This window comes from Pseudomonas sp. GT1P32, assembly GCF_054897805.1.
In genome coordinates, this window is the sequence record NZ_CM142704.1 from 5,181,027 (window position 1) to 5,202,671 (window position 21,645).

The 21,645-nt window shown below is 60.6% G+C and carries 21 protein-coding genes; 9 read left to right on the forward strand and 12 right to left on the reverse strand.

The genetic code is table 11. The annotated features are described in order from the left end of the window. Positions 1-68: 68 nt before the first annotated feature. The 7 genes from ACYZUC_RS23740 to exaC form a co-directional block, all read right to left on the reverse strand. Positions 69-881, reverse strand: a complete 813-nt coding sequence (locus ACYZUC_RS23740; RefSeq protein WP_461990748.1) for a M90 family metallopeptidase — start codon at positions 879-881, stop codon at positions 69-71. Positions 882-884: 3 nt separating this feature from the next. Continuing rightward, positions 885-1,541, reverse strand: coding sequence for a DedA family protein (locus tag ACYZUC_RS23745; protein ID WP_461990750.1), 657 nt, complete (start codon positions 1,539-1,541; stop codon positions 885-887). Positions 1,542-1,845: 304 nt separating this feature from the next. Beyond that, positions 1,846-2,307 (reverse strand): GNAT family N-acetyltransferase, encoded by a 462-nt coding sequence (locus ACYZUC_RS23750; RefSeq protein ID WP_008035780.1) that lies wholly within the window; start codon positions 2,305-2,307, stop codon positions 1,846-1,848. A gap of 120 nt (positions 2,308-2,427) precedes the next feature. Beyond that, entirely contained in the window at positions 2,428-3,252 is an 825-nt protein-coding gene (eutC, locus tag ACYZUC_RS23755) for an ethanolamine ammonia-lyase subunit EutC (protein ID WP_461990752.1), read from the reverse strand. An 8-nt stretch (positions 3,253-3,260) separates the two neighbouring features. Further along, on the reverse strand, positions 3,261-4,655 hold the full coding sequence (locus ACYZUC_RS23760) for an ethanolamine ammonia-lyase subunit EutB (RefSeq protein WP_461990754.1): 1,395 nt from the start codon (positions 4,653-4,655) through the stop codon (positions 3,261-3,263). A gap of 200 nt (positions 4,656-4,855) precedes the next feature. After that, positions 4,856-6,226: an ethanolamine permease gene (gene eat, locus ACYZUC_RS23765; RefSeq protein WP_461990756.1), complete on the reverse strand. Its 1,371-nt coding sequence runs from the start codon at positions 6,224-6,226 to the stop codon at positions 4,856-4,858. A 218-nt stretch (positions 6,227-6,444) separates the two neighbouring features. Further along, a complete protein-coding gene (gene exaC, locus ACYZUC_RS23770; RefSeq protein WP_008035766.1) occupies positions 6,445-7,965 on the reverse strand; it encodes an acetaldehyde dehydrogenase ExaC in 1,521 nt (506 codons plus the stop codon). Between the two features lie 415 nt (positions 7,966-8,380). On the opposite strand from exaC, the gene ACYZUC_RS23775 reads away from it, so the two are divergent. The 4 genes from ACYZUC_RS23775 (at position 8,381) to ACYZUC_RS23790 (ending at position 12,730) form a co-directional block, all read left to right on the forward strand. Continuing rightward, positions 8,381-10,294, forward strand: a complete 1,914-nt coding sequence (locus tag ACYZUC_RS23775) for a sigma-54-dependent Fis family transcriptional regulator (protein WP_461990759.1) — start codon at positions 8,381-8,383, stop codon at positions 10,292-10,294. Between the two features lie 180 nt (positions 10,295-10,474). Further along, positions 10,475-11,824, forward strand: coding sequence for a UDP-N-acetylmuramate:L-alanyl-gamma-D-glutamyl-meso-diaminopimelate ligase (gene mpl, locus ACYZUC_RS23780; RefSeq protein WP_192228057.1), 1,350 nt, complete (start codon positions 10,475-10,477; stop codon positions 11,822-11,824). After that, positions 11,821-12,453, forward strand: coding sequence for a flavin prenyltransferase UbiX (gene ubiX, locus ACYZUC_RS23785; protein ID WP_008035761.1), 633 nt, complete (start codon positions 11,821-11,823; stop codon positions 12,451-12,453). The genes mpl and ubiX overlap by 4 nt, the downstream gene beginning before the upstream one ends. After that, the gene (locus ACYZUC_RS23790; protein ID WP_461990761.1) at positions 12,446-12,730 is read left to right on the forward strand and encodes a YceK/YidQ family lipoprotein; all 285 of its coding nucleotides are present in this window, start codon (positions 12,446-12,448) and stop codon (positions 12,728-12,730) included. The genes ubiX and ACYZUC_RS23790 overlap by 8 nt, the downstream gene beginning before the upstream one ends. Positions 12,731-12,846: 116 nt before the next feature. Here the strand turns inward: ACYZUC_RS23790 and ACYZUC_RS23795 are convergent, their stop codons facing one another. The 3 genes from ACYZUC_RS23795 to ACYZUC_RS23805 form a co-directional block, all read right to left on the reverse strand. Beyond that, on the reverse strand, positions 12,847-13,488 hold the full coding sequence (locus ACYZUC_RS23795) for an oxidoreductase (protein WP_008035759.1): 642 nt from the start codon (positions 13,486-13,488) through the stop codon (positions 12,847-12,849). Between the two features lie 27 nt (positions 13,489-13,515). Then, a complete protein-coding gene (locus ACYZUC_RS23800) occupies positions 13,516-15,234 on the reverse strand; it encodes a C13 family peptidase (protein WP_461990763.1) in 1,719 nt (572 codons plus the stop codon). A gap of 103 nt (positions 15,235-15,337) precedes the next feature. Continuing rightward, positions 15,338-15,793, reverse strand: a complete 456-nt coding sequence (locus tag ACYZUC_RS23805) for a MaoC family dehydratase (protein WP_461990765.1) — start codon at positions 15,791-15,793, stop codon at positions 15,338-15,340. A 183-nt stretch (positions 15,794-15,976) separates the two neighbouring features. Between ACYZUC_RS23805 and ACYZUC_RS23810 the strand changes: the two genes are divergently transcribed. From ACYZUC_RS23810 to ACYZUC_RS23825, 4 genes are all read left to right on the forward strand, one after another. Further along, positions 15,977-16,339 carry a CidA/LrgA family protein gene (locus ACYZUC_RS23810; protein ID WP_150630363.1) on the forward strand — a complete coding sequence of 121 codons (363 nt, stop codon included), beginning with the start codon at positions 15,977-15,979 and terminating at the stop codon, positions 16,337-16,339. After that, positions 16,336-17,052, forward strand: coding sequence for an LrgB family protein (locus ACYZUC_RS23815; RefSeq protein ID WP_461990768.1), 717 nt, complete (start codon positions 16,336-16,338; stop codon positions 17,050-17,052). The genes ACYZUC_RS23810 and ACYZUC_RS23815 overlap by 4 nt, the downstream gene beginning before the upstream one ends. A 10-nt stretch (positions 17,053-17,062) precedes the next feature. After that, the gene (locus tag ACYZUC_RS23820; protein WP_008035081.1) at positions 17,063-17,653 is read left to right on the forward strand and encodes an LON peptidase substrate-binding domain-containing protein; all 591 of its coding nucleotides are present in this window, start codon (positions 17,063-17,065) and stop codon (positions 17,651-17,653) included. 129 nt (positions 17,654-17,782) lie between these two features. After that, positions 17,783-17,950 carry a hypothetical protein gene (locus ACYZUC_RS23825; protein WP_008035083.1) on the forward strand — a complete coding sequence of 56 codons (168 nt, stop codon included), beginning with the start codon at positions 17,783-17,785 and terminating at the stop codon, positions 17,948-17,950. 54 nt (positions 17,951-18,004) lie between these two features. Here ACYZUC_RS23825 and ACYZUC_RS23830 read toward each other — a convergent pair whose 3' ends face one another. Further along, a complete protein-coding gene (locus tag ACYZUC_RS23830; protein WP_461990770.1) occupies positions 18,005-19,321 on the reverse strand; it encodes a bifunctional DedA family/phosphatase PAP2 family protein in 1,317 nt (438 codons plus the stop codon). A gap of 175 nt (positions 19,322-19,496) precedes the next feature. After that, entirely contained in the window at positions 19,497-20,195 is a 699-nt protein-coding gene (locus ACYZUC_RS23835) for a DNA-3-methyladenine glycosylase (protein ID WP_032832881.1), read from the reverse strand. A gap of 177 nt (positions 20,196-20,372) precedes the next feature. Between ACYZUC_RS23835 and ACYZUC_RS23840 the strand changes: the two genes are divergently transcribed. Further along, the gene (locus ACYZUC_RS23840; RefSeq protein WP_461990773.1) at positions 20,373-21,644 is read left to right on the forward strand and encodes a glutamate-5-semialdehyde dehydrogenase; all 1,272 of its coding nucleotides are present in this window, start codon (positions 20,373-20,375) and stop codon (positions 21,642-21,644) included. Position 21,645: the final 1 nt, after the last annotated feature.

Here is a 21,645-nt window from a genome sequence, read left to right on the forward strand (position 1 = left end):
ACCAAAAAGTGGCGGCGATTATAGGCATATTCCGCCGATCACGCTACGGACCAGAGGTTGTGTAGACCTTAGTCGTGTGCCTGATAGACAGGGTTCTCGGCCAGAAGTTGCCGCAGACGCGCCAGTGGATCCTGCCGGTAAAACAGCCTCAACTGCTCATACACCTGTGGATAAGCCTCGTGCAGCAAATCCGGGGCGCTGAAGAAGTATTCGCTGGTGACCGCGAAGAACTCGGCGGGGTTTTCCGCGGCGTAGGGGTCGATGGCGGTTTCGGCGTCCGGGTTGCGCTCCAGTTGTCCGTCGAGATCGTCGTAGGCCTCTTGCATGACCCTGGCCCAGTCGCTGACGCGCATGTCCGCGTGCAGCGGTGGCAGGCCGTTGGCGTCGCCGTTGAGCATGTCGAGCTTGTGCGCAAGTTCGTGGATCACCAGGTTGTAGCCTTCCCAGCCACCACTGGCCATCACGCCGGGCCAGGCCAGAATGATCGGGCCTTGCTGCCAGGCTTCGCCGCTGTGTTCGCCGTCCCACTCGTGTTCAACGCCACTGGCGTCGCGATGGCGCTGCGGGCTGAGGAAGTCGTCGGGGTAGAGGACGATTTCGTGAAAACCCTGATACCAGTTCAGATCGCCCAGCTTCAGCAACGGCAATTGCGCCTGGGCGGCGAGCAGCAAACGCTGCTCCTGGTGGAGTTCGACGCCGGGCAGGGCGGTCAGGTGTTTGTCGTCGAGAAACAGTACGCAGGCTTCGCGCAACCACTGGTCCTCAGCCGCGCTGATGCCGTCGAGAAAACTCAGGTGATGGCGCACCCGCTGCCACATATCGTCGGCAATCGGGTGTTTGGCCAGGATGCGCCGGCGACGCCAGGCGCTGAGCGACCACATCGTTCAGTGTGGTTCGGCTTTGGATGCGGCGCTGCCGAAGCGGCTGCGAATCACGCCGATGATCATCGGCAACAGCGAAAGCAGAATGATGCCCACTACCAGCAGCGAGAGGTTTTTCTTGATGAACGGCACGTTGCCGAAGAAGTAACCGAGGGTCACCAAACCACCAACCCACAGGATGGTGCCGAGGACGCTGAAGAAGAAGAATCGTGGGTAAGGCATTTTTGCCACGCCGGCGACGAACGGTGCAAAGGTGCGAATGATCGGCATAAAACGCGCCAGCGATACGGTTTTGCCGCCGTGCTTGTCATAGAAGTCGTGGGTTTGTTGCAGGTAATCGCGGCGGAAAATTTTCGAGTTCGGGTTGCTGAACAGTCGCTCACCCGCCGTTCGTCCGATGATGTAGTTGGTGCTGTCCCCGAGGATCGCCGCCAGCATCAGCAGGCCACCGAGCAATACCGGGTCCATGCCGCCACCGGCCGCCACGGCGCCGGCGATGAAAAGAAGGGAATCGCCCGGCAGGAAAGGCATCACCACCAGGCCGGTCTCGCAGAAAATCACCAGAAACAGGATGGCGTAGATCCATGGCCCGTAGTTATTTACCAGCAAGTCGAGGTAAACATCGAGATGCAGAATAAGGTCGAGCGGGTTGAAATCCATGGGGGCACCTGTGGTGACGGCCCGACTCGGCAGGCCTGTGCGGATGACTTCATGTAAGGCTACAAGCGAATGTAGTTTTTCTTACAAGCCGGAAAGATCGGGATTATACGGACTGAAAAGTGAAAATCGCGTCGAGTTTGTAGCGAGGAGTGTCGCGCAAGACCGGCGGCGCGGTCTGCTTTTTTTGTAGGGGCGGCCGGTCGACGCTCGATTGCTCGCGAAAGCGGTCTGTCATTCAGCATATCCGCCGGATGTCCGACCGCTTTCGCGAGCAAGCTTCGCTCCTACGAGGGCTCGGTGCGGATCAAAGCTCGTCGCTGATCGGCAGCACGTAGTTTTTGAACTCGGTGTCTTCCTTGAACCCGATGGATTCGTAGGTTTTCTGTGCGATTTCGTTGTCGCTGCTGGTGGAAACGCGCATGCGCACGGCATTGGTTTCCTTGGCCATTTTTTTCGCGGTGCGCATCAGGTTGTCAGCTACTAACTGCCGGCGGGCGTCTTCGGCGACATAAATGTCGTTGAGGATCCACACGCGTTTAAGCGAAAGCGACGAAAAGCTCGGGTACAGCTGACAGAAACCCATCAGCTTCTTGTCGTCGTCATCGGCCAGGGCCAAGTAGATCACCGACTCCTTGCGACGCAGGCGTTTCTCAAGGAACGCCCGGGACGAGTCCGGATACGGCAGGGAACCATAAAACTCGCGATATTTGACGAACAACGGGGTCAGCAGGTCCAGGTGTTCGAGGGTCGCTTGAATAATCCGCATCGGTAGGTCTCGTCTTCAAGTGGCTGTCTTCACGTGCTCTGACGGCGAACGGTTCTTCACTCGGGCAGCCGTGTTTCGATCCTGCCTGAAATCCAATCAGAAACGCAATGCGGAAACGGTTCAGGCATCCGGCAGACTCAGTAGGAAATTACCTTTCATGTCCGCACCTGCATCCGATTCCAGCGTCTGAAGCTGCGCTTCGTCCTTCAGGTTGACCCCCGACAACTGCCGCCGACAGGCTTCGCGCATCAGATAAAGCAAGCGGTGTGCCGCCATGCCATAACTCAAGCCTTCCAGTCGCACATTGGAGATGCAGTTGCGGTAGGCATCCGTCAGACCAACCTTTGGATTGTAGGTGAAATATAATCCCAGACTGTCTGGCGAGCTGAGGCCAGGGCGTTCGCCAATCAGGATCACCACCATTTTTGCGCCCAGCAGCTCACCGATTTCGTCGCTTACCGCGACCCGGCCTTGTTCTACCAGAATCACCGGTGAAACCGTCCAGCCATCGACTTCGATCTGCTCTCGCATGCGCGAAAGGAAGGGCACGGTGTGACGGTGCACAGCCAGTGCCGACAAACCATCGGCCACGACAATCACCAGATCGACGCCGCCGGGATAGGCTGAAGCATGGTTGCGCAGGATTTGCGCGGACTCATCGCTCAATTTTCGCCCCAGGTCAGGGCGCTGCAAGTAACTGTCGCGGTTGGTGGCGGCGCTGTGGAGGAGCACACTTTCGTATCCGCATTCGGCCAATTGCGCGCTGAGCCCGGCATGGTCGAAGGGCAGGTGCACCGCGTCCCGAGCCTGGGCGTGGGCGTACTGGAAATCCAGCTGTGCGCTGGTCGGCATGCTGGTGCCGGTGCGGCCGAGGGCAATCCGTGCCGGGGTCAGGCGCCGCAGTTCCAGCAAAGGATTTTCTGAATCAACAGGCGGTTTATCCATCTCGACACTCATCCCAGTTGCCCCATCGCCTGGCGGAAGGCTGGCGGCAGGCGCTCGCCGAAATGAATCTTGCCATCGGCCTGAGTGAAAATGCCCATCTTGGCCAGCCACTGTTCGAACTCCGGCGCCGGCTTCAAGCCCAGGGTTTGTCGGGCGTAGAGCGCGTCGTGGAACGAAGTGGTCTGGTAGTTGAGCATGATGTCGTCGGAACCGGGGATGCCCATGATGAAGTTGATCCCGGCCACGCCCAGCAGGGTCAGCAGGGTGTCCATGTCGTCCTGGTCGGCTTCGGCGTGGTTGGTGTAACAGATGTCGCAGCCCATCGGCACGCCCAGCAATTTGCCGCAGAAGTGGTCTTCCAGGCCTGCGCGGATGATCTGTTTGCCGTTGTAGAGGTATTCCGGGCCGATAAATCCTACGACGGTGTTCACCAAAAACGGTTTGAAATGTCGGGCAACCGCGTAGGCGCGGGTTTCGCAGGTTTGTTGATCGATGCCGTGGTGGGCGTTCGCCGACAGGGCGCTGCCCTGGCCGGTCTCGAAATACATCAGGTTTTGCCCAAGCGTGCCGCGATTCAGGCTCAAACCGGCGTCGTAACCTTCCTGCAACACGTTCAGGTTGATGCCGAAGCTGGCATTGGCCGCTTCGGTGCCGGCGATCGACTGGAACACCAGGTCCAGCGGAACGCCGCGATTGATCGCTTCGATGGACGTGGTGACGTGGGTCAGCACGCAGGCCTGTGTAGGAATTTCGTAGCGCTGGATGATCGCGTCTAGCATTTCCAGCATCGCGCAAATCGAGGCAATGCTGTCGGTGGCCGGGTTGATGCCGATCATCGCGTCGCCGTTGCCGTACAGCAGACCGTCGAGAATGCTCGCGGCGATACCGGCCGGTTCGTCGGTGGGGTGGTTGGGTTGCAGGCGGGTGGATAAGCGTCCCCGCAGGCCCATGGTGCCGCGAAAGTGCGTGACCACGCGGATTTTCTGCGCGACCAGCACCAGGTCCTGCACGCGCATAATTTTCGACACCGCTGCGGCCATTTCCGGCGTCAGGCCCGGTGCGAGGGCGCGCAGGCTCTGTTCGTCGGCGGCATCGCTGAGCAGCCAGTCGCGAAACCCGCCGACGGTGAGATGGCTGACCACGGCGAAAGCTTGTTTGTCGTGAGTGTCAATGATCAGTCGAGTGACTTCATCGGCCTCGTAAGGAATCAGCACTTCCTGCAGGAAGTGAGTCAACGGGATATCAGCCAGGGCCATTTGCGCGGCGACGCGCTCGCCATCGTTAAGGGCGGCGACGCCGGCCAGGAAATCCCCGGAACGTGCCGGGCTGGCCTTGGCCATGACCTCTTTGAGGCTGGCAAAGCGGTAGGTCTGGGCGCCGATGGAATGGGCAAATGTGGCCACGGTGTCCTCCTGATCAAATCAATAACTCAAATACACCACCGAACCTCCTGTGGGAGCGGGCTTGCTCGCGAATGCGGTATGTCATTCAAAATATGTACTGAATGACACACCGCATTCGCGAGCAAGCCCGCTCCCACATTTGAATCTGTGTGCACTTCAATAAAGCAGGCACCGGGAAGTTAGCCCGGCGCCGGTGCAGTTCAGACGCCTTCAAGCATCGCATCCGCCGGCGCATCGAAGCGCTGCTTGGCGGTCAATTGGAAATACAGGTAGCCGGCCGCCATGAAACCGAGGAACACGCAGCCGATCAGTGTGTTGAACCACGCCATCGCCACCAGGCACACCACCGCCAGGAACAGCGCAATCCCCGGTACGATCGGGTAACCCGGCGCGCGGAAGCTGCGTTCCAGGTTCGGCTCGGTCTTACGCAGCTTGAACAGGCTCAGCATACTGATGATGTACATCACGATGGCGCCGAATACCGACATGGTGATCATCGCTGCCGTCAGCGTCATGCCTTGCAGGTTGACCAGGCCGTCGCTGTAGATTGCCGCGATGCCGATCACGCCGCCGGCCAGGATGGCGCGGTGCGGGGTCTGGAAGCGTGACAGTTTGGCCAGCGAGCGTGGCAGGTAGCCAGCACGGGCCAGGGCGAAGAACTGACGCGAGTAGCCGAGAATGATCCCGTGGAAACTCGCCACCAGCCCGAACAGGCCGATCCAGACCAGCATGTGCATCCAGGTCGAATTGTTGCCGACCACGGCTTTCATCGCCTGAGGCAGCGGGTCGTTGATGTTCGACAATTGACGCCAGTCGCCCACACCGCCGGCCATTACCATCACGCCGATCGCGAGGAACACCAACGTCAGAATGCCGCTGACGTACGCCTTGGGAATCGTGCGTTTCGGGTCCTTGGCTTCTTCGGCCGCCATCGCCGCGCCTTCAATCGCGAGGAAAAACCAGATCGCAAACGGGATCGCCGCAAAGATGCCGGGGATTGAGGCGATGGTGAACTCGTTCGAGCCCGACCAACCGTTGAGCACGAAATTGCTGAAACTGAAGCCCGGTGCGACCACGCCCATGAACACCAGCAACTCGGCGACGGCCAGCACGGTCACCACCAGTTCAAACGTGGCGGCAATGCTGACGCCAAGGATGTTGAGCGTCATGAACACGAAATAGGCGCCAACGGCGGCAATCTTGGGGTCAAGTTCCGGGTATTGAACGTTCAGATAAGCGCCAATGGCCATGGCAATGGCCGGCGGCGCAAAGACGAACTCAATCAGCGTGGCAATGCCGGCAATCAAGCCGCCTTTCTCGCCGAAGGCCCGTCGGCTGTAGGCAAAGGGCCCGCCAGCGTGGGGAATGGCGGTAGTCAATTCGGTGAAACTGAAGATGAAGCAGGTGTACATCGTCGCCACCATCAGGGCGGTGACGAGGAAACCCAGAGTGCCTGCGGTGCCCCAGCCGTAACTCCAGCCGAAGTACTCGCCGGAAATCACCAGGCCGACGGCAATACCCCATAGATGCAGGGTGCCGAGTGTGGGTTTGAGCTGTGTGGAAGAAGTCATAAGTCCTCGCTGTCTTTTTTATTGTTTGATCTGTTGGACTTTCGGGAACTGCATTTTGGTGTGGAGCGGGCACGCAAAGCCCGTGCCAGAGCGGCAGGGCGATGTTTGGTGTGTCATTGAGGATGTCTTCGCGGGCAAGCCTCGCTCCTACAGGTACAACGCAATCCTTGTAGGAGCGAGGCTTGCCCGCGAAGGCCGTTACGCGGTTTCGCGCCGGGTTAGAAGAAGCCCAACGGATTGATGTCGTAGCTCACCAGCAGGTTTTTGGTCTGCTGATAATGATCGAGCATCATTTTGTGGGTTTCACGACCGACGCCGGATTTTTTGTAGCCACCGAACGCGGCGTGCGCCGGGTACAGGTGATAGCAGTTGGTCCACACGCGACCGGCCTTGATGGCGCGGCCCATGCGATAGGCGCGGTTGATGTCGCGGGTCCAGAGGCCGGCGCCGAGGCCGAACTCGGTGTCGTTGGCGATGGCCAGGGCTTCGGCTTCGTCTTTGAACGTGGTGATGCTCACCACTGGGCCAAAGATTTCTTCCTGGAACACACGCATTTTGTTGGTGCCCTTGAGCAGGGTCGGCTGGATGTAATAACCCGTCGCCAGACTGCCTTCGAGTTTTTCCACCTTGCCGCCGGTCAGCAGCTCGGCACCTTCGCCCTTGGCGATTTCCAGGTACGAAAGGATTTTGTCGAATTGCTGCTCGGACGCCTGGGCGCCGACCATGGTGTCGGTGTCCAGCGGGTCGCCGCGTTTGATCGACAGGACTTTTTTCATCACCTCTTTCATGAAGTCGTCGTAGATCGATTCCTGAACGAGCGCGCGGGACGGGCAGGTGCAGACTTCGCCCTGGTTGAAGAAGGCCAGCACCAGGCCTTCAGCGGCTTTCTCGATGAAGGACGGTTCGGCTTTCATGATGTCTTCGAAGAAGATGTTCGGCGATTTGCCACCCAGCTCCACGGTGGACGGGATGATGTTTTCGGCGGCGCACTTCATGATGTGCGAGCCGACCGGGGTCGAGCCAGTGAAGGCGATTTTGGCGATGCGTTTGCTGGTGGCGAGCGCTTCGCCGGCTTCTTTGCCGAAGCCTTGAACAATGTTCAGCACGCCCGGTGGCAGCAGGTCGCCGATCAGCTCGACCAGTACTGTAATGCCCAGCGGTGTTTGTTCTGCAGGCTTGAGCACCACGCAGTTACCCGCCGCCAGCGCCGGGGCGAGTTTCCACGCGGCCATCAGGATCGGGAAGTTCCACGGGATGATCTGCCCGACCACGCCCAGCGGTTCATGGATGTGATAGGCCACGGTGTTGCCGTCGATCTCGGCAGCGCTGCCTTCCTGCGCGCGGATGCAACCGGCGAAATAACGGAAGTGGTCGGCGGCCAGCGGGATGTCGGCGTTGAGGGTTTCGCGAACGGCTTTGCCGTTGTCCCAGGATTCGGTGATCGCCAGCAGTTCCAGGTTCTGCTCGATGCGGTCGGCGATTTTCAGCAGAACCAGCGAGCGCGCCTGGGCGGACGTAGCGCCCCAGGCATCGGCAGCGGCGTGGGCAGCGTCCAGGGCTTTGTCGATGTCTTCGGCCGTGGAGCGCGGGAATTCGGCAATTGGTTGGCCATTCACTGGCGAGGTATTGGTGAAGTACTGACCTTTGACAGGCGCGACGAACTCGCCGCCGATGTAGTTACCGTATTTGGCTTTGAACGAAACGATAGCGCCTTCAGTACCGGGGTGAGCGTAACGCATGGTGTTTTCTCCTTGGCTTTTGTACTTATTAGAGAGGCGCATGTGCGCTTGCTATAAGCGTAGAGCAAAGGTCGGGCCACTGCCCTGCAGGTCAAGCAAATCAAGGCCTTGCGTAGTTTCTGTCGGACAGGCGGGCGGCGCCCGTGACGGATTCGGTACAGTCCCAGTGACAGTTTGTACCGCTTGTGGCACAGCTTGTGACTGGCCGGTCTTGCCAGCATTGCAATGCGGGCTAGGCTGGAGGATGCTCGAACCTCCCTGTAGGAGCGAGCGGTGCGGCGACCCGACTTGCCCGCGAAGAACGATAACGCGGTGCATCAGGCAAACCGCGTCATCGCCTTCGCGGGCAAGTCGGGTCGCCGCACCGCTCGCTCCTACAGGGTCGGCGTAAACCTCTCGGGGAGAATAATAAGAAATGCACGACAACCATTTGAGTCGCCATGCCCAGCAAGTGCTGACCGTGACCCAGGGGAAATCCCACCTGCACGGTCCCGGCAGCGATCCGTCCATCGCCCGTTCCTGGCTGCGCTGTCTTGAGGACTATCACCTCGACCCGGCCCTGACCATGGCGCCGACGGTGCTGGAGCACGGCCGTGTCCTCGAAAGCCGCGAACGCTTGCAGCAAGTGCTGCACATCGCCGGCAACGAAATGAGCAGTCTTCATCAGCAGCTGTCCGGCGCCGGCCATGCGGTGCTGCTGACGGATGCGCGGGGGGTGATCCTTAATTGTGTGACGGCACCCGCCGAGCGGAAGATTTTCGAACGCGCCGGCCTCTGGCTCGGTGCCGACTGGAGCGAAGCCTGCGAAGGCACCAACGGCATCGGCACCTGCCTGGTGGAGCGTCAGTCGCTGACCATTCACCAGGACGAACATTTTCGTGGTCGTCACACTGGGCTGACTTGCTCGGCGAGCCCGGTGTTCGATCCGCATGGAGAACTGTTGGCGGTGCTCGACGTGTCCTCGGCGCGGCACGAGGTCTCGCGGCAGAGTCAGTTCCACACCATGGCCCTGGTCAATCTCTCGGCGAAGATGATCGAGAGCTGCTATTTCCTGCGTTACTTCGACAATCAATGGTTGCTGCGTTTTCACCTGCAGGCGGAATCCGTCGGGCTGTTCAGCGAAGGGCTGCTGGCGTTCGACGGCGAAGGTCGGATCAGCGCGGTCAATCAGAGCGCGCTGAACCTGCTGGGGCATAGTCGCGGCGGGCTGCTGGGCAAACCGGTCGAGGCGTTTTTCGATTGCTCGCTGGATGAGTTGCTGGGCCGCGCGAGTGTGAATGCCAGCGCCAGTTGGCCGTTGCGAACACGTGACGGGCGCAGCCTGTTTGCCGTGTTGCGCGGTCAGCCGCGCAGTATTCCGGTGCCGGTAGTGCCCAGTCGGGTCATTGCCGAACCTGCGCGCCTGTCGGGTATTTGTCTGGGCGATACGGGGTTGCAGGAAGACTTCCGCAAATCCCTGCGCGTCTTCGAACGGGATGTGCCGCTGTTGATCAACGGCGAAACCGGGTCCGGCAAGGAGGCCTTCGCCAAAGCGGTGCACCAGGCCAGTCAGCGGGCCGAAAAAGCCTTTGTCGCGCTCAACTGCGCGGCCATCCCGGAAAGCCTGATCGAGAGCGAGTTGTTCGGCTATCGCGGCGGCAGCTTCACCGGCGCACGCAAGGAAGGCATGCGCGGCAAGTTGCAGCAGGCGGATGGCGGGACCTTGTTTCTCGATGAAATCGGCGACATGCCGCTGGCGTTGCAGACCCGGCTATTAAGAGTGCTGGAAGACCGACAAGTGGTGCCGATTGGCGGCGAGCCGGAGGCGGTCAACGTGCGGATCATCAGCGCGACTCACCGTAATCTTCTGGAACGGGTGCAGGACGGAAGCTTCCGCGAGGATTTGTATTACCGGCTCAATGGGCTGGAGATTGCGTTGCCGGCGTTGCGCGAACGCAGTGACAAATCGCAGTTGCTCGACTTTCTGCTGGCGGAAGAAGCGGGCGGGGAGACGGTGCTGATTGATGAGCCCGCACGCCAGGCGTTGCTGGGTTTCGCCTGGCCCGGGAACGTGCGGCAACTGCGCAACGTGCTGCGCACCTTGGCGGCGTTGTGTGATGGTGGGCGGATCGGGCTGGAGGATTTGCCGGTGATGATTCGACAGGCGCGACCGGTGCCGATTGTTGCTGTTGAACAGCCTTGCGAACATCCGCTGGACGATGCCGAACGCCTGGCGTTGCTGAATGCGCTGGAGCAAACCCGTTGGCACATGACCCATACCGCCGAGCAGTTGGGTGTCAGCCGTAACACCCTGTATAGAAAGCTGCGTAAACACGGCATCGCCCGGTAATTGCACCGGCCCCGTAGGAGCGAGGCTTGCCCGCGAAGAACGATAACGCGGTGCATCAGGTGAACCGTGTGATGGCATTCGCGGGCAAGTCGGGTCGCCGCACCGCTCGCTCCTACAAACACAAGGTGCGATTTTCGCCTCCCTACGCTAACCTGCGGCCATGTTTTACGAGGTCGACTAATGCACATTCATATTCTTGGTATCTGCGGCACTTTCATGGGTTCGATGGCGGTTCTGGCCAAAGAGCTGGGCCATCACGTGACCGGCTCCGATGCCAACGTCTATCCGCCGATGAGCACTCAGCTTGAGGCGCAAGGCATTGAACTGACCCAAGGTTATGATCCCGCCCAGCTCGATCCGGCGCCGGATCTGGTGGTCATCGGCAACGCCATGTCCCGCGGCAACCCGGCTGTTGAATACGTACTGAACAAAGGCCTGCCTTATGTCTCCGGTCCGCAATGGCTGGCCGATCACGTGTTGCAGGGCCGCTGGGTACTGGCTGTCGCCGGTACGCATGGCAAAACCACCACCAGCAGCATGCTGGCCTGGGTGCTGGAACACGCGGGCATGAGCCCCGGTTTCCTGATCGGCGGCGTGCCGCAGAATTTCTCGGTGTCGGCACGTCTGGGCGGCACACCGTTTTTCGTGATCGAAGCCGACGAGTACGACAGTGCGTTCTTCGACAAGCGCTCCAAGTTCGTTCACTACCGCCCGCGTACGGCGATCCTGAACAACCTGGAGTTCGATCACGCTGACATCTTCCCCGATCTGCCGGCCATCGAGCGACAGTTCCACCATTTGGTGCGGACCATCCCGAGCGAAGGCCTGGTGATCCATCCGACCACCGAACCGGCGTTGCAGCGCGTGATCGAGATGGGCTGCTGGACCCCGGTGCAAACCACCGGCGCCGGTGGCCAGTGGCAGGTCAAACTGCTGAGCGAAGACGGTTCGAAATTCGAAGTGATGTTCGAAGGCGTCGCTCAAGGTGTGGTCGAGTGGGACATGACCGGCCAGCATAACGTTGCCAACGCACTGGCCACCCTGGCAGCCGCGCGGCATGTCGGTGTTGTGCCGTCGATGGGCATCGCCGCGTTGAGCGCGTTCAAAAGCGTGAAGCGCCGGATGGAAAAGGTCGCCGAGGTCCGCGGCATTACCATCTATGACGACTTTGCCCATCACCCGACGGCCATCGCTACGACCCTCGACGGTCTGCGCAAACGCATCGGCGACGCGCCGCTGATCGCCATCATCGAGCCGCGTTCCAACTCCATGAAACTTGGCGCGCACCGCGATGGTTTGCCGGAAAGCGTCGTCGATGCCGATCAAGTGATCTGGTACGCACCGGCCAACCTCGGTTGGGATTTGGGCGCGACCGCCGCGCTGTGCAGTGTGCCGTCGATCGTCAGCGAATCGCTGGAAGGCATCATCGACCGTGTGAAGAGCCAGGCGCAGCCCGGCACTCACGTGGTGATCATGAGCAACGGTGGCTTCGGCGGCCTGCACGGCAAACTCGCCGAGGCGCTGCAATGAACAACGGCCCGGAACGCATCACGCTGGCGATGACCGGCGCTTCGGGCGCCCAGTACGGTTTGCGCCTGCTGGACTGCCTGATCCGCGAAGACCGCGAGGTGCACTTCCTGATTTCCAAGGCTGCGCAACTGGTGATGGCCACCGAGACTGACGTCACGCTGCCGCCGAAAACCCAAATGATGCAGGCCTTCCTCACCGAATACACCGGCGCTGCCGCCGGGCAGATTCGGGTGTACGGCAAGGAAGACTGGATGTCGCCGGTGGCCTCGGGCTCCGGCGCGCCGTCGGCGATGGTGGTCGTGCCGTGTTCGACCGGCACGTTGTCGGCCATTGCCACCGGTGCCTGCAACAACCTGATCGAGCGCGCCGCCGATGTCACGCTGAAGGAGCGTCGCCAGTTGATTCTGGTGCCGCGTGAAGCGCCATATTCGAGCATTCATCTGGAGCACATGCTCAAGTTGTCGAACATGGGCGTGACCATTTTGCCGGCGTCGCCGGGCTTTTATCATCAGCCGCAGACCATCGATGACCTGATCGACTTCGTGGTGGCGCGGATTCTCAACCTGCTGAACATTCCACAAGACATGCTGCCGCGTTGGGGCGAACACCATCTGACCAGCGATGAATAAGCTGCTGACGATTGTGCTCGCGTTGCAACTGGCGGGTTGCGCCACGGCACGCACGCTGGATGCTGCCAAACCGGGGGCGCCGGTGGTGTATTCGGGGACGCGCCTGGATTTGTACGCCCTGAATGGCGGTTGCTGTGCGATGGATCGTTTTGGGGCGCAGGCGCCGAGCTATCCGGGTGTCGATCTGCCGGCCAGCGCGTTGCTTGATACGCTGTTGTTGCCGTTGTCGGTGCTGACGGTGATCGGTGTGAGTTTTCAGGCGACGGGTGGATTGTAGGAGAGCGCTTCGCGCTCTATCGCGAGCAGGCTCGCTCCCACATTGGATTTGTGAACGACACAGATCCGTGTGGGAGCGAGCCTGCTCGCGAAGGCGTCATTACAGACGCCACAAAATTACTTGCCTAACTTGCGCAACTCATCCGACTCGACAATCCGTATCCCATCCTGCTCCTCCAGCGCCAGTCGCCACATCGCCCGGGCCAGTTGGCACGCTTCGATGCCGCGGTATTTGCCAGGGATCAAGCGGGACAACGGACCGGCGAACTGCTCGGCCAGGCGCGGTTCGAGGCGTTCACCCAGCAACACCGAAGGTCGACAAATGGTCAGCTGTGGCCAGTTTTGTGCGCGCAATGCGTACTCCATCTCGCCTTTGACCCGGTTGTAGAAAACCGAGGATCTGCGATCGGCCCCCAAGGCGCTGATAACGATCAAGTGTCGCGCACCCATTTCCCGCGCCCGTTTGGCGAAGGCCACCACCATGTCCAGGTCGACCGCGCGGAACGCCGCTTCCGAGCCGGCCTGTTTGATCGTGGTGCCGAGGCAGCAGTAGGCGATGTCGACGCGACCGCTAAGTTGCGGCAGGAACATCGCCGGGTCGCCGACCGGGTTTTCCAGATGCGGATGCTCGGCCAGCGGCCGGCGTGAGGGGGCCAATACGCGCGTGATCGTGGGCTCGTTGAGCAGGCGATCAAGCAAGTGTTCACCGGTTAACCCGGTAGCTCCGGCAAGCAATACATGCTGAGGCGTCAAGTACATAATATGTCCCCCTTGATACTGATCAGCTTAGTTGCTCTTTGCGTCCTTGCTGTCGATAGAGACACTTTGTAGCGCTTTTCGTGCCTGCTGTTTGCGTAACAGCTGCCAATGGGAGAGAACGGTTTTCGGCGCCCAGATTTGCGGTTCAGAGGCTTCGAAGCTGTCCGCCAGTTCACGCTCGGCCACGGTGGCCTTTGCCAGCTTGAAGGCTTGTTCCAGGTCGTCGGTCTGGTTCAGGGCCTGGGCGAACAGCGCGTCACCGAAGTAGGTGAAGTTGGCTTCTTCCGAGCACCCGAAGGACACGCGGTCGGCACGCGACGCGGTCATGATCAGGGTGCGTTCGTCCTTGAGGGCGGGGATGAAACCACCGGAGTAGCAAGACGAAATCACGATGATCTTGTCGCGGTTTTTCAGCGGGGCGAGCACGGCGCCGAGTTCGTTGGCCGGCAGGTCGGACAGCTCCATGCGTGGCTGGTCGAGCACCAGTTCGTGTTCGCTGGTGCCGTGGCTGGTCAGGTAGATGAAGATCAGGTCTTCCGGGCCGCTGCGCTCGGCCAGCGTCAGCGCCGCACGGCGCAGGTTTTCCCGGGTGGCCATCGGCCGGTCGACGAGGTGGTCGCGATGGTTCACCAGGCGGATCTGGCCAAACGCACCGAAACGGCTGGTGAGCATGTTGCTGACATAATCGGATTCGCGCAGGAACACGCTCTGCTTGCCGTCACCGCCGACGGTCAAGGTGTACAACTCGATCGCCGGGGTCGAAGCCGGCACATTGGCCAGCGCGTCTTCGAGCAAGCGGCCCTGGGCCAGCAAGCCGAGTTCAAGGCTGTCGGGCAACAGCTTGCCGTCGGCATCGCGCACTCGCTGACCATTGGCCCAAGTGCCGCTCTGCACGGTGCCATCGGTCAGCACCAGCGTGCCGCGCCCCTGATAACTGTCGCCGTCGAACTGGCCGATGTAGAAACTGCCGTCGGGCAAATTCAGTCGGCCCTGACCGGTGAAGCGCCAGTCGCTGAACTGGCCGATGTAGTGGCTGCCATCCGCGCCGATCAACTCGCCTTTGCCATTCAGCGAGCCTTCCTTGAACTGGCCGAGCCAGACATCACCGTCGGCGTTTTCGTAGCGGCCCTTGCCGTGCAGTTGGTTGTTCTTGAAGCTGCCGACGTAAATGTCGCCTTCAGCGCTGTTGAATGTCCCGTTGCCTTCCAGCTGACCGTCCTTGAAATGACCGGTGAACTGATTGCCGCTGGCGTCGCCACGCTGGCCTTCGCCGTTGGGTTTGCCATGGGTGAACTGGCCTTGATACGAGCTGCCGTCTTCGAGCTCCAGACGGCCGAGCCCAGAATATTGATCGGCCTTGAATTCGCCGCGGTAGGTCATGCCGTTTTCTTTGAGGGTGCCTTCGCCTTCGCGCCGACCCGCCTTGAAGCCGCCGGTGTAGCTGCTGCCGCTGGTGGTCAGCGTGCCCTGGCCGTCGAACAGCCCCAGGTTGAAATTGCCGCGATACAGCTCGCCGTTGCTGCCGTGCCATTCGCCCTGGCCGTGCCACTGGCCCTTGTCGAAACTGCCGGCGTACCAGCTGCCGTTCGGGTAATCGACGCGACCCTGACCTTGCAGCAATCCGTTGACCAGGTCACCGCGATAGCGGCCGCCGTCCGGCAGGCGCGCATCGGGCGGCAACAGCGATTCGCTGTCGCCGCAAGCGGTGAGCATCAGGGTCAAGGCAATGAGTGCAAGTGAGCGCATAGCGGGATCCGGGCAATTAGGCGACCGAGTATGCCGCAGCTCTATGACTGAGATATAGAGAGAGGTCGCGAAACAGCGTGAGCTGCTTCGCATCCGGGAGGGTTTACACGAAGCAGAGCGACAGCGGCTCGGCGATATAGGCCGGTTTTTCCGAACCTTCGATCTCGAGCGTGGCGGTGGCCTTGAGCAGCCATTGGCCGGGCTTCTTCTCGGTGACTTCGGTCAGATCGACCTTGAGGCGCACTTTCGAATCGACCTTGACCGGCTGAATGAACCGCACGCTGTCGAGGCCGTAATTGACCACCATCTTCAAGCCTTCAGGCAGGATGAGGATGTCTTCCATCAGTTTCGGGATCAGCGACAGCGACAGGAAACCGTGGGCAATGGTGCTGCCAAATGGCGTTTGCGCGGCTTTGACCGGGTCGACGTGGATGAACTGATAGTCTCCAGTGGCTTCGGCGAACAGGTTGATGCGCTCCTGATCGATAGTTAGCCATTCGGAACGTCCAAGTTCCTTGCCGACATAATCTTTGAGCTCTGCAACAGGAACATAGGGCATTGAGACTCTCCTTGGGTTCATCGGTTTTATAGTTTTGAGGTGGGGGGATTTGACCTCCCGGATTACCACTTTAGATCAACATGGCAAATTGCTCCGGTCAACTGACCATGCTTTTGGCGAATGCCGGTCTATAGCGTTGGCATGCTTATAATGCCGGGCGCGATTTTTCGGGGGAGAGGACGGATGCTGTTACGTGGCCTGACCTGGCTGGTGTTGTTCCAATTGCTGGGCACCGCCATCAACCATTTGTTTTTGCCGGTGCTGCCGGGGCCGATCATCGGCCTGCTGCTTCTGCTGGTGTACCTGATCAGCCGTGGCCAGGTCGGCGAACCGCTGAGCCTGGCGGCCGGCAGCCTGCTGCGTTACCTGCCGTTGCTGCTGGTGCCGCCGGCCGTGGGCGTGATGGTTTATGCCAAGGACATTGCCGCGGACTTCTGGGCCATCGTCGGCGCACTGGTGTTGTCGCTGCTGCTGTCCATGGCGTTCGCCGGTGTGCTGATGCAGCGCATGGTCAAACGCCACGCGCACCGCGAGGACTCGCAATGATCTTCGACTGGCAGGGCGCCTGGGTGTCGGTGATTCATCATCCGTTGTTCGGCATCGGCATCACCCTCGGCGCCTATCAGCTGGTGTTGGCGGCGTTCGAGAAAACCCGCTGGATTTTTCTGCAGCCGGTGCTGGTCTCCATGCTGTTGGTCATTGGCGTGCTGGTCGGCTGCGGCCTGACCTACGCTGAGTACCGCAAGAGCACCGAGATCCTCAGTATTTTGCTTGGCCCGGCCACTGTTGCGCTGGCCGTGCCGCTTTACCTCAACCTGCGGCGGATTCGGCAGTTGTTCTGGCCGATATTTACTACGCTGGTGATAGCTGGCGTGATTGCCACCGGCATGGGCGTGTTGCTGGGGTGGTCGTTTGGTGCCGAGCACATGATCCTGATGACCATGGCGCCGAAGTCGGTGACCTCGCCGATCGCCATGCTGGTGGCCGAACAGATCGGCGGCGTCGCGGCGCTGGCGGCGGTTTTTGTGTTGATCACCGGCGTGATCGGGGCGATTTTTGGGCCGAGCCTGCTGAACCGGCTCGGCGTCCACAGCCCCGAGGCGCGTGGCATGGCGCTGGGCATGACCGCCCATGCGGTGGGCACGGCCGTGGCGATGCAGGAAAGTGAAGAATGCGGCGCCTTCGCGGCGCTGGCGATGAGTCTGATGGGCGTGGCCACGGCGGTGTTCCTGCCGTTGGCGGTGTCGATGGTGGTGTAAGGAAATGTCTATGAGCTTGCCGCTTTTCCCGCTGAACACGGTGCTGTTCCCTGGCTGCATCCTCGATTTGCAGATCTTCGAGGCGCGCTACCTGGACATGATTGGTCGCTGCATGAAACAGGGCGGCGGCTTCGGCGTGGTGTGCATCCTTGAGGGTGAAGAGGTCGGCATCGCCCCGTCAGGTTATGCGCTGGTCGGGTGTGAGGCGCTGATCACCGATTTCAAGCAGCAGGACAATGGCCTGCTGGGCATTCGGGTGCAGGGCGGGCGGCGTTTTCACGTGTTGCGCACCGAGGTTCAGCGTGATCAGTTGACCGTCGCCGAGGTCGAGTGGCTGGAAGACGAACCGGAGCAACCCTTGCAGGATGAGGATGCCGACCTCGTCGCACTGCTCAAGGCCCTGGCCGAACACCCGATGGTCGAAGCGCTGAACATGGGCACCGAAGCGACCGGGCAACAGTCGCTGGCCAATCAGTTGGCGTACCTGCTGCCATTCGCCGAGGTGGACAAGATCGACCTGCTGCAACTCGACGATCCGCAGCAACGACTGGATGCGATCCAGGCGCTGCTCGATGAGTTGCAGGGTGAGTTGTTTGCTTGAAAGCGAAGGATTGATGAACGCATTTGGTAGCAGTTTGGGCTTCAGGCCAGCATTGTCGGAAGCTACGGATGCGCATAGTTTCAAGTCTGCCCACAGGAAGTGGGTTCACACTTGAAAAGGAAGATGTAAATGGATTCCGACGCAACACAAAAACAGGCTATCTGGGATCAATGCGCCGTTGAGGTCATGCTGGTAGTGCTGAAGAGTCAACAGCGATTCAACTATGAAGTCGCTGCTCAGGCTGCCGTCGATGCCGCGGATGCACTGATCGAAAAACGCGAAGCTCGACGTACTTGAACAATTTCGCTGGATAAAAAAAGCCCGAGCAATGCTCGGGCTTTTTGTGTTCGATCAATAGGCATACCGCAACATCGCGTGCGGCAAATGCCGCAGCGCAAAGAAGCCGAATAGCACCGCCATCGCCGGCAACACCAGCCACCAGACTTTGGGCGGCATGGCGTTGAGCGGTGTCTGGCGTTGACTCAACCCCAGGCTCGCCGCACACACGCACGCCGCCAGCATGGCGCCGGCCAGCACATCCGTTGGCCAGTGCGCGCCCAGGTACACGCGTGACAAGGCAATCGCCAGCGCCGGCAGGCAACCCAGCAGCAACCAGGTCAGGCGCATCCGTGGCGGTTGTCCGCGACCGGCCAGCACGGCGAGCGTCAGAAACAGCGCGAAAGAACCCGAGGCATGGCCGCTGGGCATGCTGTAGCTGGTGAGCGGGTCGCTCAGGACTTCCGGGCGCACCCGGGCGAAAAACTGCTTGGTGAAGGTGTTGCCGAGTGCGGTGATCAGCAGCGTGCTGCCGGCGAAAATCGCCTGGCGCCATTGCCGGGTCAGCAGCAGCAAAACGGTCAGCAGGGCGCTGAACATCAGCATGTTGCGGAACTCGCCAATCAGCGTGAAGGTGACGGCGACTTCATCGAGCATCGGGCTGCGGTGTTCCTGCACCAGTGTCATCAAACCCTGGTCGAGAGCGGTGAGGTGCGGGTAGCCGATAAACAATCCGGCCAGAATCAACAAGCTCATGCCGGCAATCAGTATCGTGGCCTTGCGATGACGGCGCAGGCTGCTGGTCGCGCTGAGGCCGATCATCACGGCGATGCTGCCGGCGACGATCCCGGCCTCAGGCCAGAAACCTTCCGGTAATGGCAAGCGAATCGCCGCGCCCGTGGCCCAGCCGGGCAACAGGTAGGCGACGCTCCAACCGGCGGCGGCCAGCAGGCTGACGGCGACGAAGCGCGGGAATGGCATGTCGAACATCCCGGCGACCATCGGCAGCATCGGCCTTAGCGGCCCGATGAATCGTCCGACCAGCAGGCTGGCAATGCCATAGCGCTGGAAGTAAGCCTCGGCACCGGCGATCCACTCCGGGTGATGGCGCAGACCGGGAAGGCGCCGGATGTTCTGATGGAAATGTCGCCCAACAAAGTAGGAAACGATATCGCCCAGCACGCCGGCGACGAATCCCAGCAGCAAGGTTTCGCTCAGCGACAATGCGCCGCTGCCGGCCAGAACGGCGACGGCAAACAGCAACACTGTGCCGGGTACGATCAGTCCGGCAATCGCCAGGCATTCCACGAAGGCCACGATGAACACCGCCGCAGCCAGCCATTGCGGGTTGACCGTCAGCCATCCGGTCACGCTATCGAGCCATGGGCCCATAAAAACAACTCCATTGAATAATCAATTGGCCTCAAAGGCCGAACGCACTCTTCAAAACACTACAGACCCTTGTAGGAGCAAGCTTGCTCGCGATGGCGGAGTGTCAGGCAACATCTGCTTCGGCTGTCAGACCGCTATCGCGAGCAAGCTTGCTCCTACAAGGGATTTTCATTGTTCAAGTGAGCAAAAAATAATCGCGACCTTCGACCTGCCCCCGTCGCAGCGGGTTCCGCGTGCAATACGGCGCGTAAGCCGCATCGACGAAGCGGTACATCAGATGCTCATCGCGCCCATGGGGAATACCCAAGCGTGTGGTTTGAATGATGTGGCCCGGCGCCGGGCCGACATCCTCCACCAGCAATACTTCATGATCGAAACGCTTGGCGTCCCAGACCGGCACCTTCAAACCCAGCGCCTTGCACAACAGCGTTTGCCCGGCACAGAGTTTTTGCGACGGGCGAGGGCGGCCCTGGGCGTCGGGATTGTTCAGCAGCATCTGCGCCAGGCTTGCCGGGCCGCTCAATTCATCGACCCATGGGTAAGCGGACTTGATCAAAACCGCATTGCCCGGACCTTGAGCGCTGAAATTCAGGGAATCGCCGCCCCGGGCGTAATACATATAGATGTGGCCGCCATCCAGAAACAAAGCCTTACGCTTTTCTGTGTAGCCGAGAGAGGCATGGCTGCCTTTTTCTTCAAAGTAATAGGCTTCGGTCTCGATGATCCGGGCGCTGAGCCACAGTTCACCGACCCGATGCCGGATGACTTTGCCAAGTAAATCCCGGGCCAGCGTTTGCGCATCCCGGTCGAAAAATGCGTCCGGGAGCCCGGTGGGCAGGCCCGCAGCGGTCGCACGAACAGTCAGGTTGGACATGATGAACGGCATTTATCAAAGCTGATTGAGTCGTGATGATAACAATTTGCAGCTTAATCACGGCTGAACGTCGGCAAATTGCCCTCCATTTCGACCATCCGCCCGTCACCGCTGTTAGTCAGGGGACGCGACAGCTATAATCTGCCGCTTTCATCTTTGCCAAGATCACAGCAGACAATGACTGAGTCCGTTCTCGACTACATGACCCGCCTGGGTCGCGCCGCCCGTGAAGCGTCGCGCATCATCGGCCGTGCCAGCACCGCGCAGAAAAACCGCGCCTTGCAGGCGGCTGCCAATGCGCTGGATGCCGCACGTGCCGAGCTGACGGCCGCCAATGAGCTGGATCTGGCGGCTGGTCGAGCCAATGGCCTGGAACCTGCACTGCTGGAACGTCTGGCGCTGACCCCGGAGCGTATCGACGGCATGATCGTCGGTTTGCGCCAGGTTGCAGCGTTGCCGGACCCGGTCGGCGCCATTCGCGACATGAGCTTCCGTCCGTCGGGGATTCAGGTCGGCAAGATGCGTGTGCCGCTGGGCGTGATCGGGATCATTTACGAATCCCGGCCCAACGTGACCATCGACGCCGCCAGCCTGTGCCTGAAGTCCGGCAACGCGACCATCCTGCGCGGCGGTTCCGAAGCGATTCATTCCAACCGTGCCATCGCCGCCTGCATTCAGCGCGGTCTGGCCGAAGCCGATCTGCCGGCCGCCGTGGTTCAAGTGGTCGAAACCACCGATCGCGCTGCTGTGGGTGCGCTGATTACCATGCCTGAATACGTCGATGTCATCGTACCCCGCGGCGGCCGTGGCCTGATCGAACGCGTCAGCCGTGATGCGCGCGTGCCGGTGATCAAGCATCTGGACGGTATCTGCCACGTTTACGTCAGTGCCCACGCCGATCTGCCGAAGGCCCAGCGTATTGCCTTCAATGCCAAGACTTACCGTTATGGCATTTGCGGCGCGATGGAGACGCTGTTGGTGGATCAAACCGTTGCCAAAGATTTCCTGCCATCGATGGCTGCCCAGTTCCGCGAAAAAGGCGTTGAACTGCGGGGATGCGAGCGCACGCGGTCGATCATTGATGCCGCCGTGGCCACTGAAGAAGACTGGCACACCGAGTACCTGGCTCCGATCCTCTCGATCCGCGTGGTTGACGGGCTGGACCAGGCCATCGAGCACATTAATAAGTACGGCTCCCATCACACCGATTCGATCGTCAGCGAAAACCTTGCGGACACCCGGCGTTTCGTCGCGGAAGTCGATTCGTCGTCGGTGATGATCAACACCCCGACCTGCTTCGCTGATGGCTTCGAATACGGATTGGGTGCCGAGATTGGCATTTCTACTGATAAGCTGCACGCCCGCGGCCCGGTGGGTCTCGAAGGTCTGACCTGCGAGAAGTACATCGTGGTCGGTGATGGCCAGTTGCGCGGCCAGGCGTCGGTCTGAC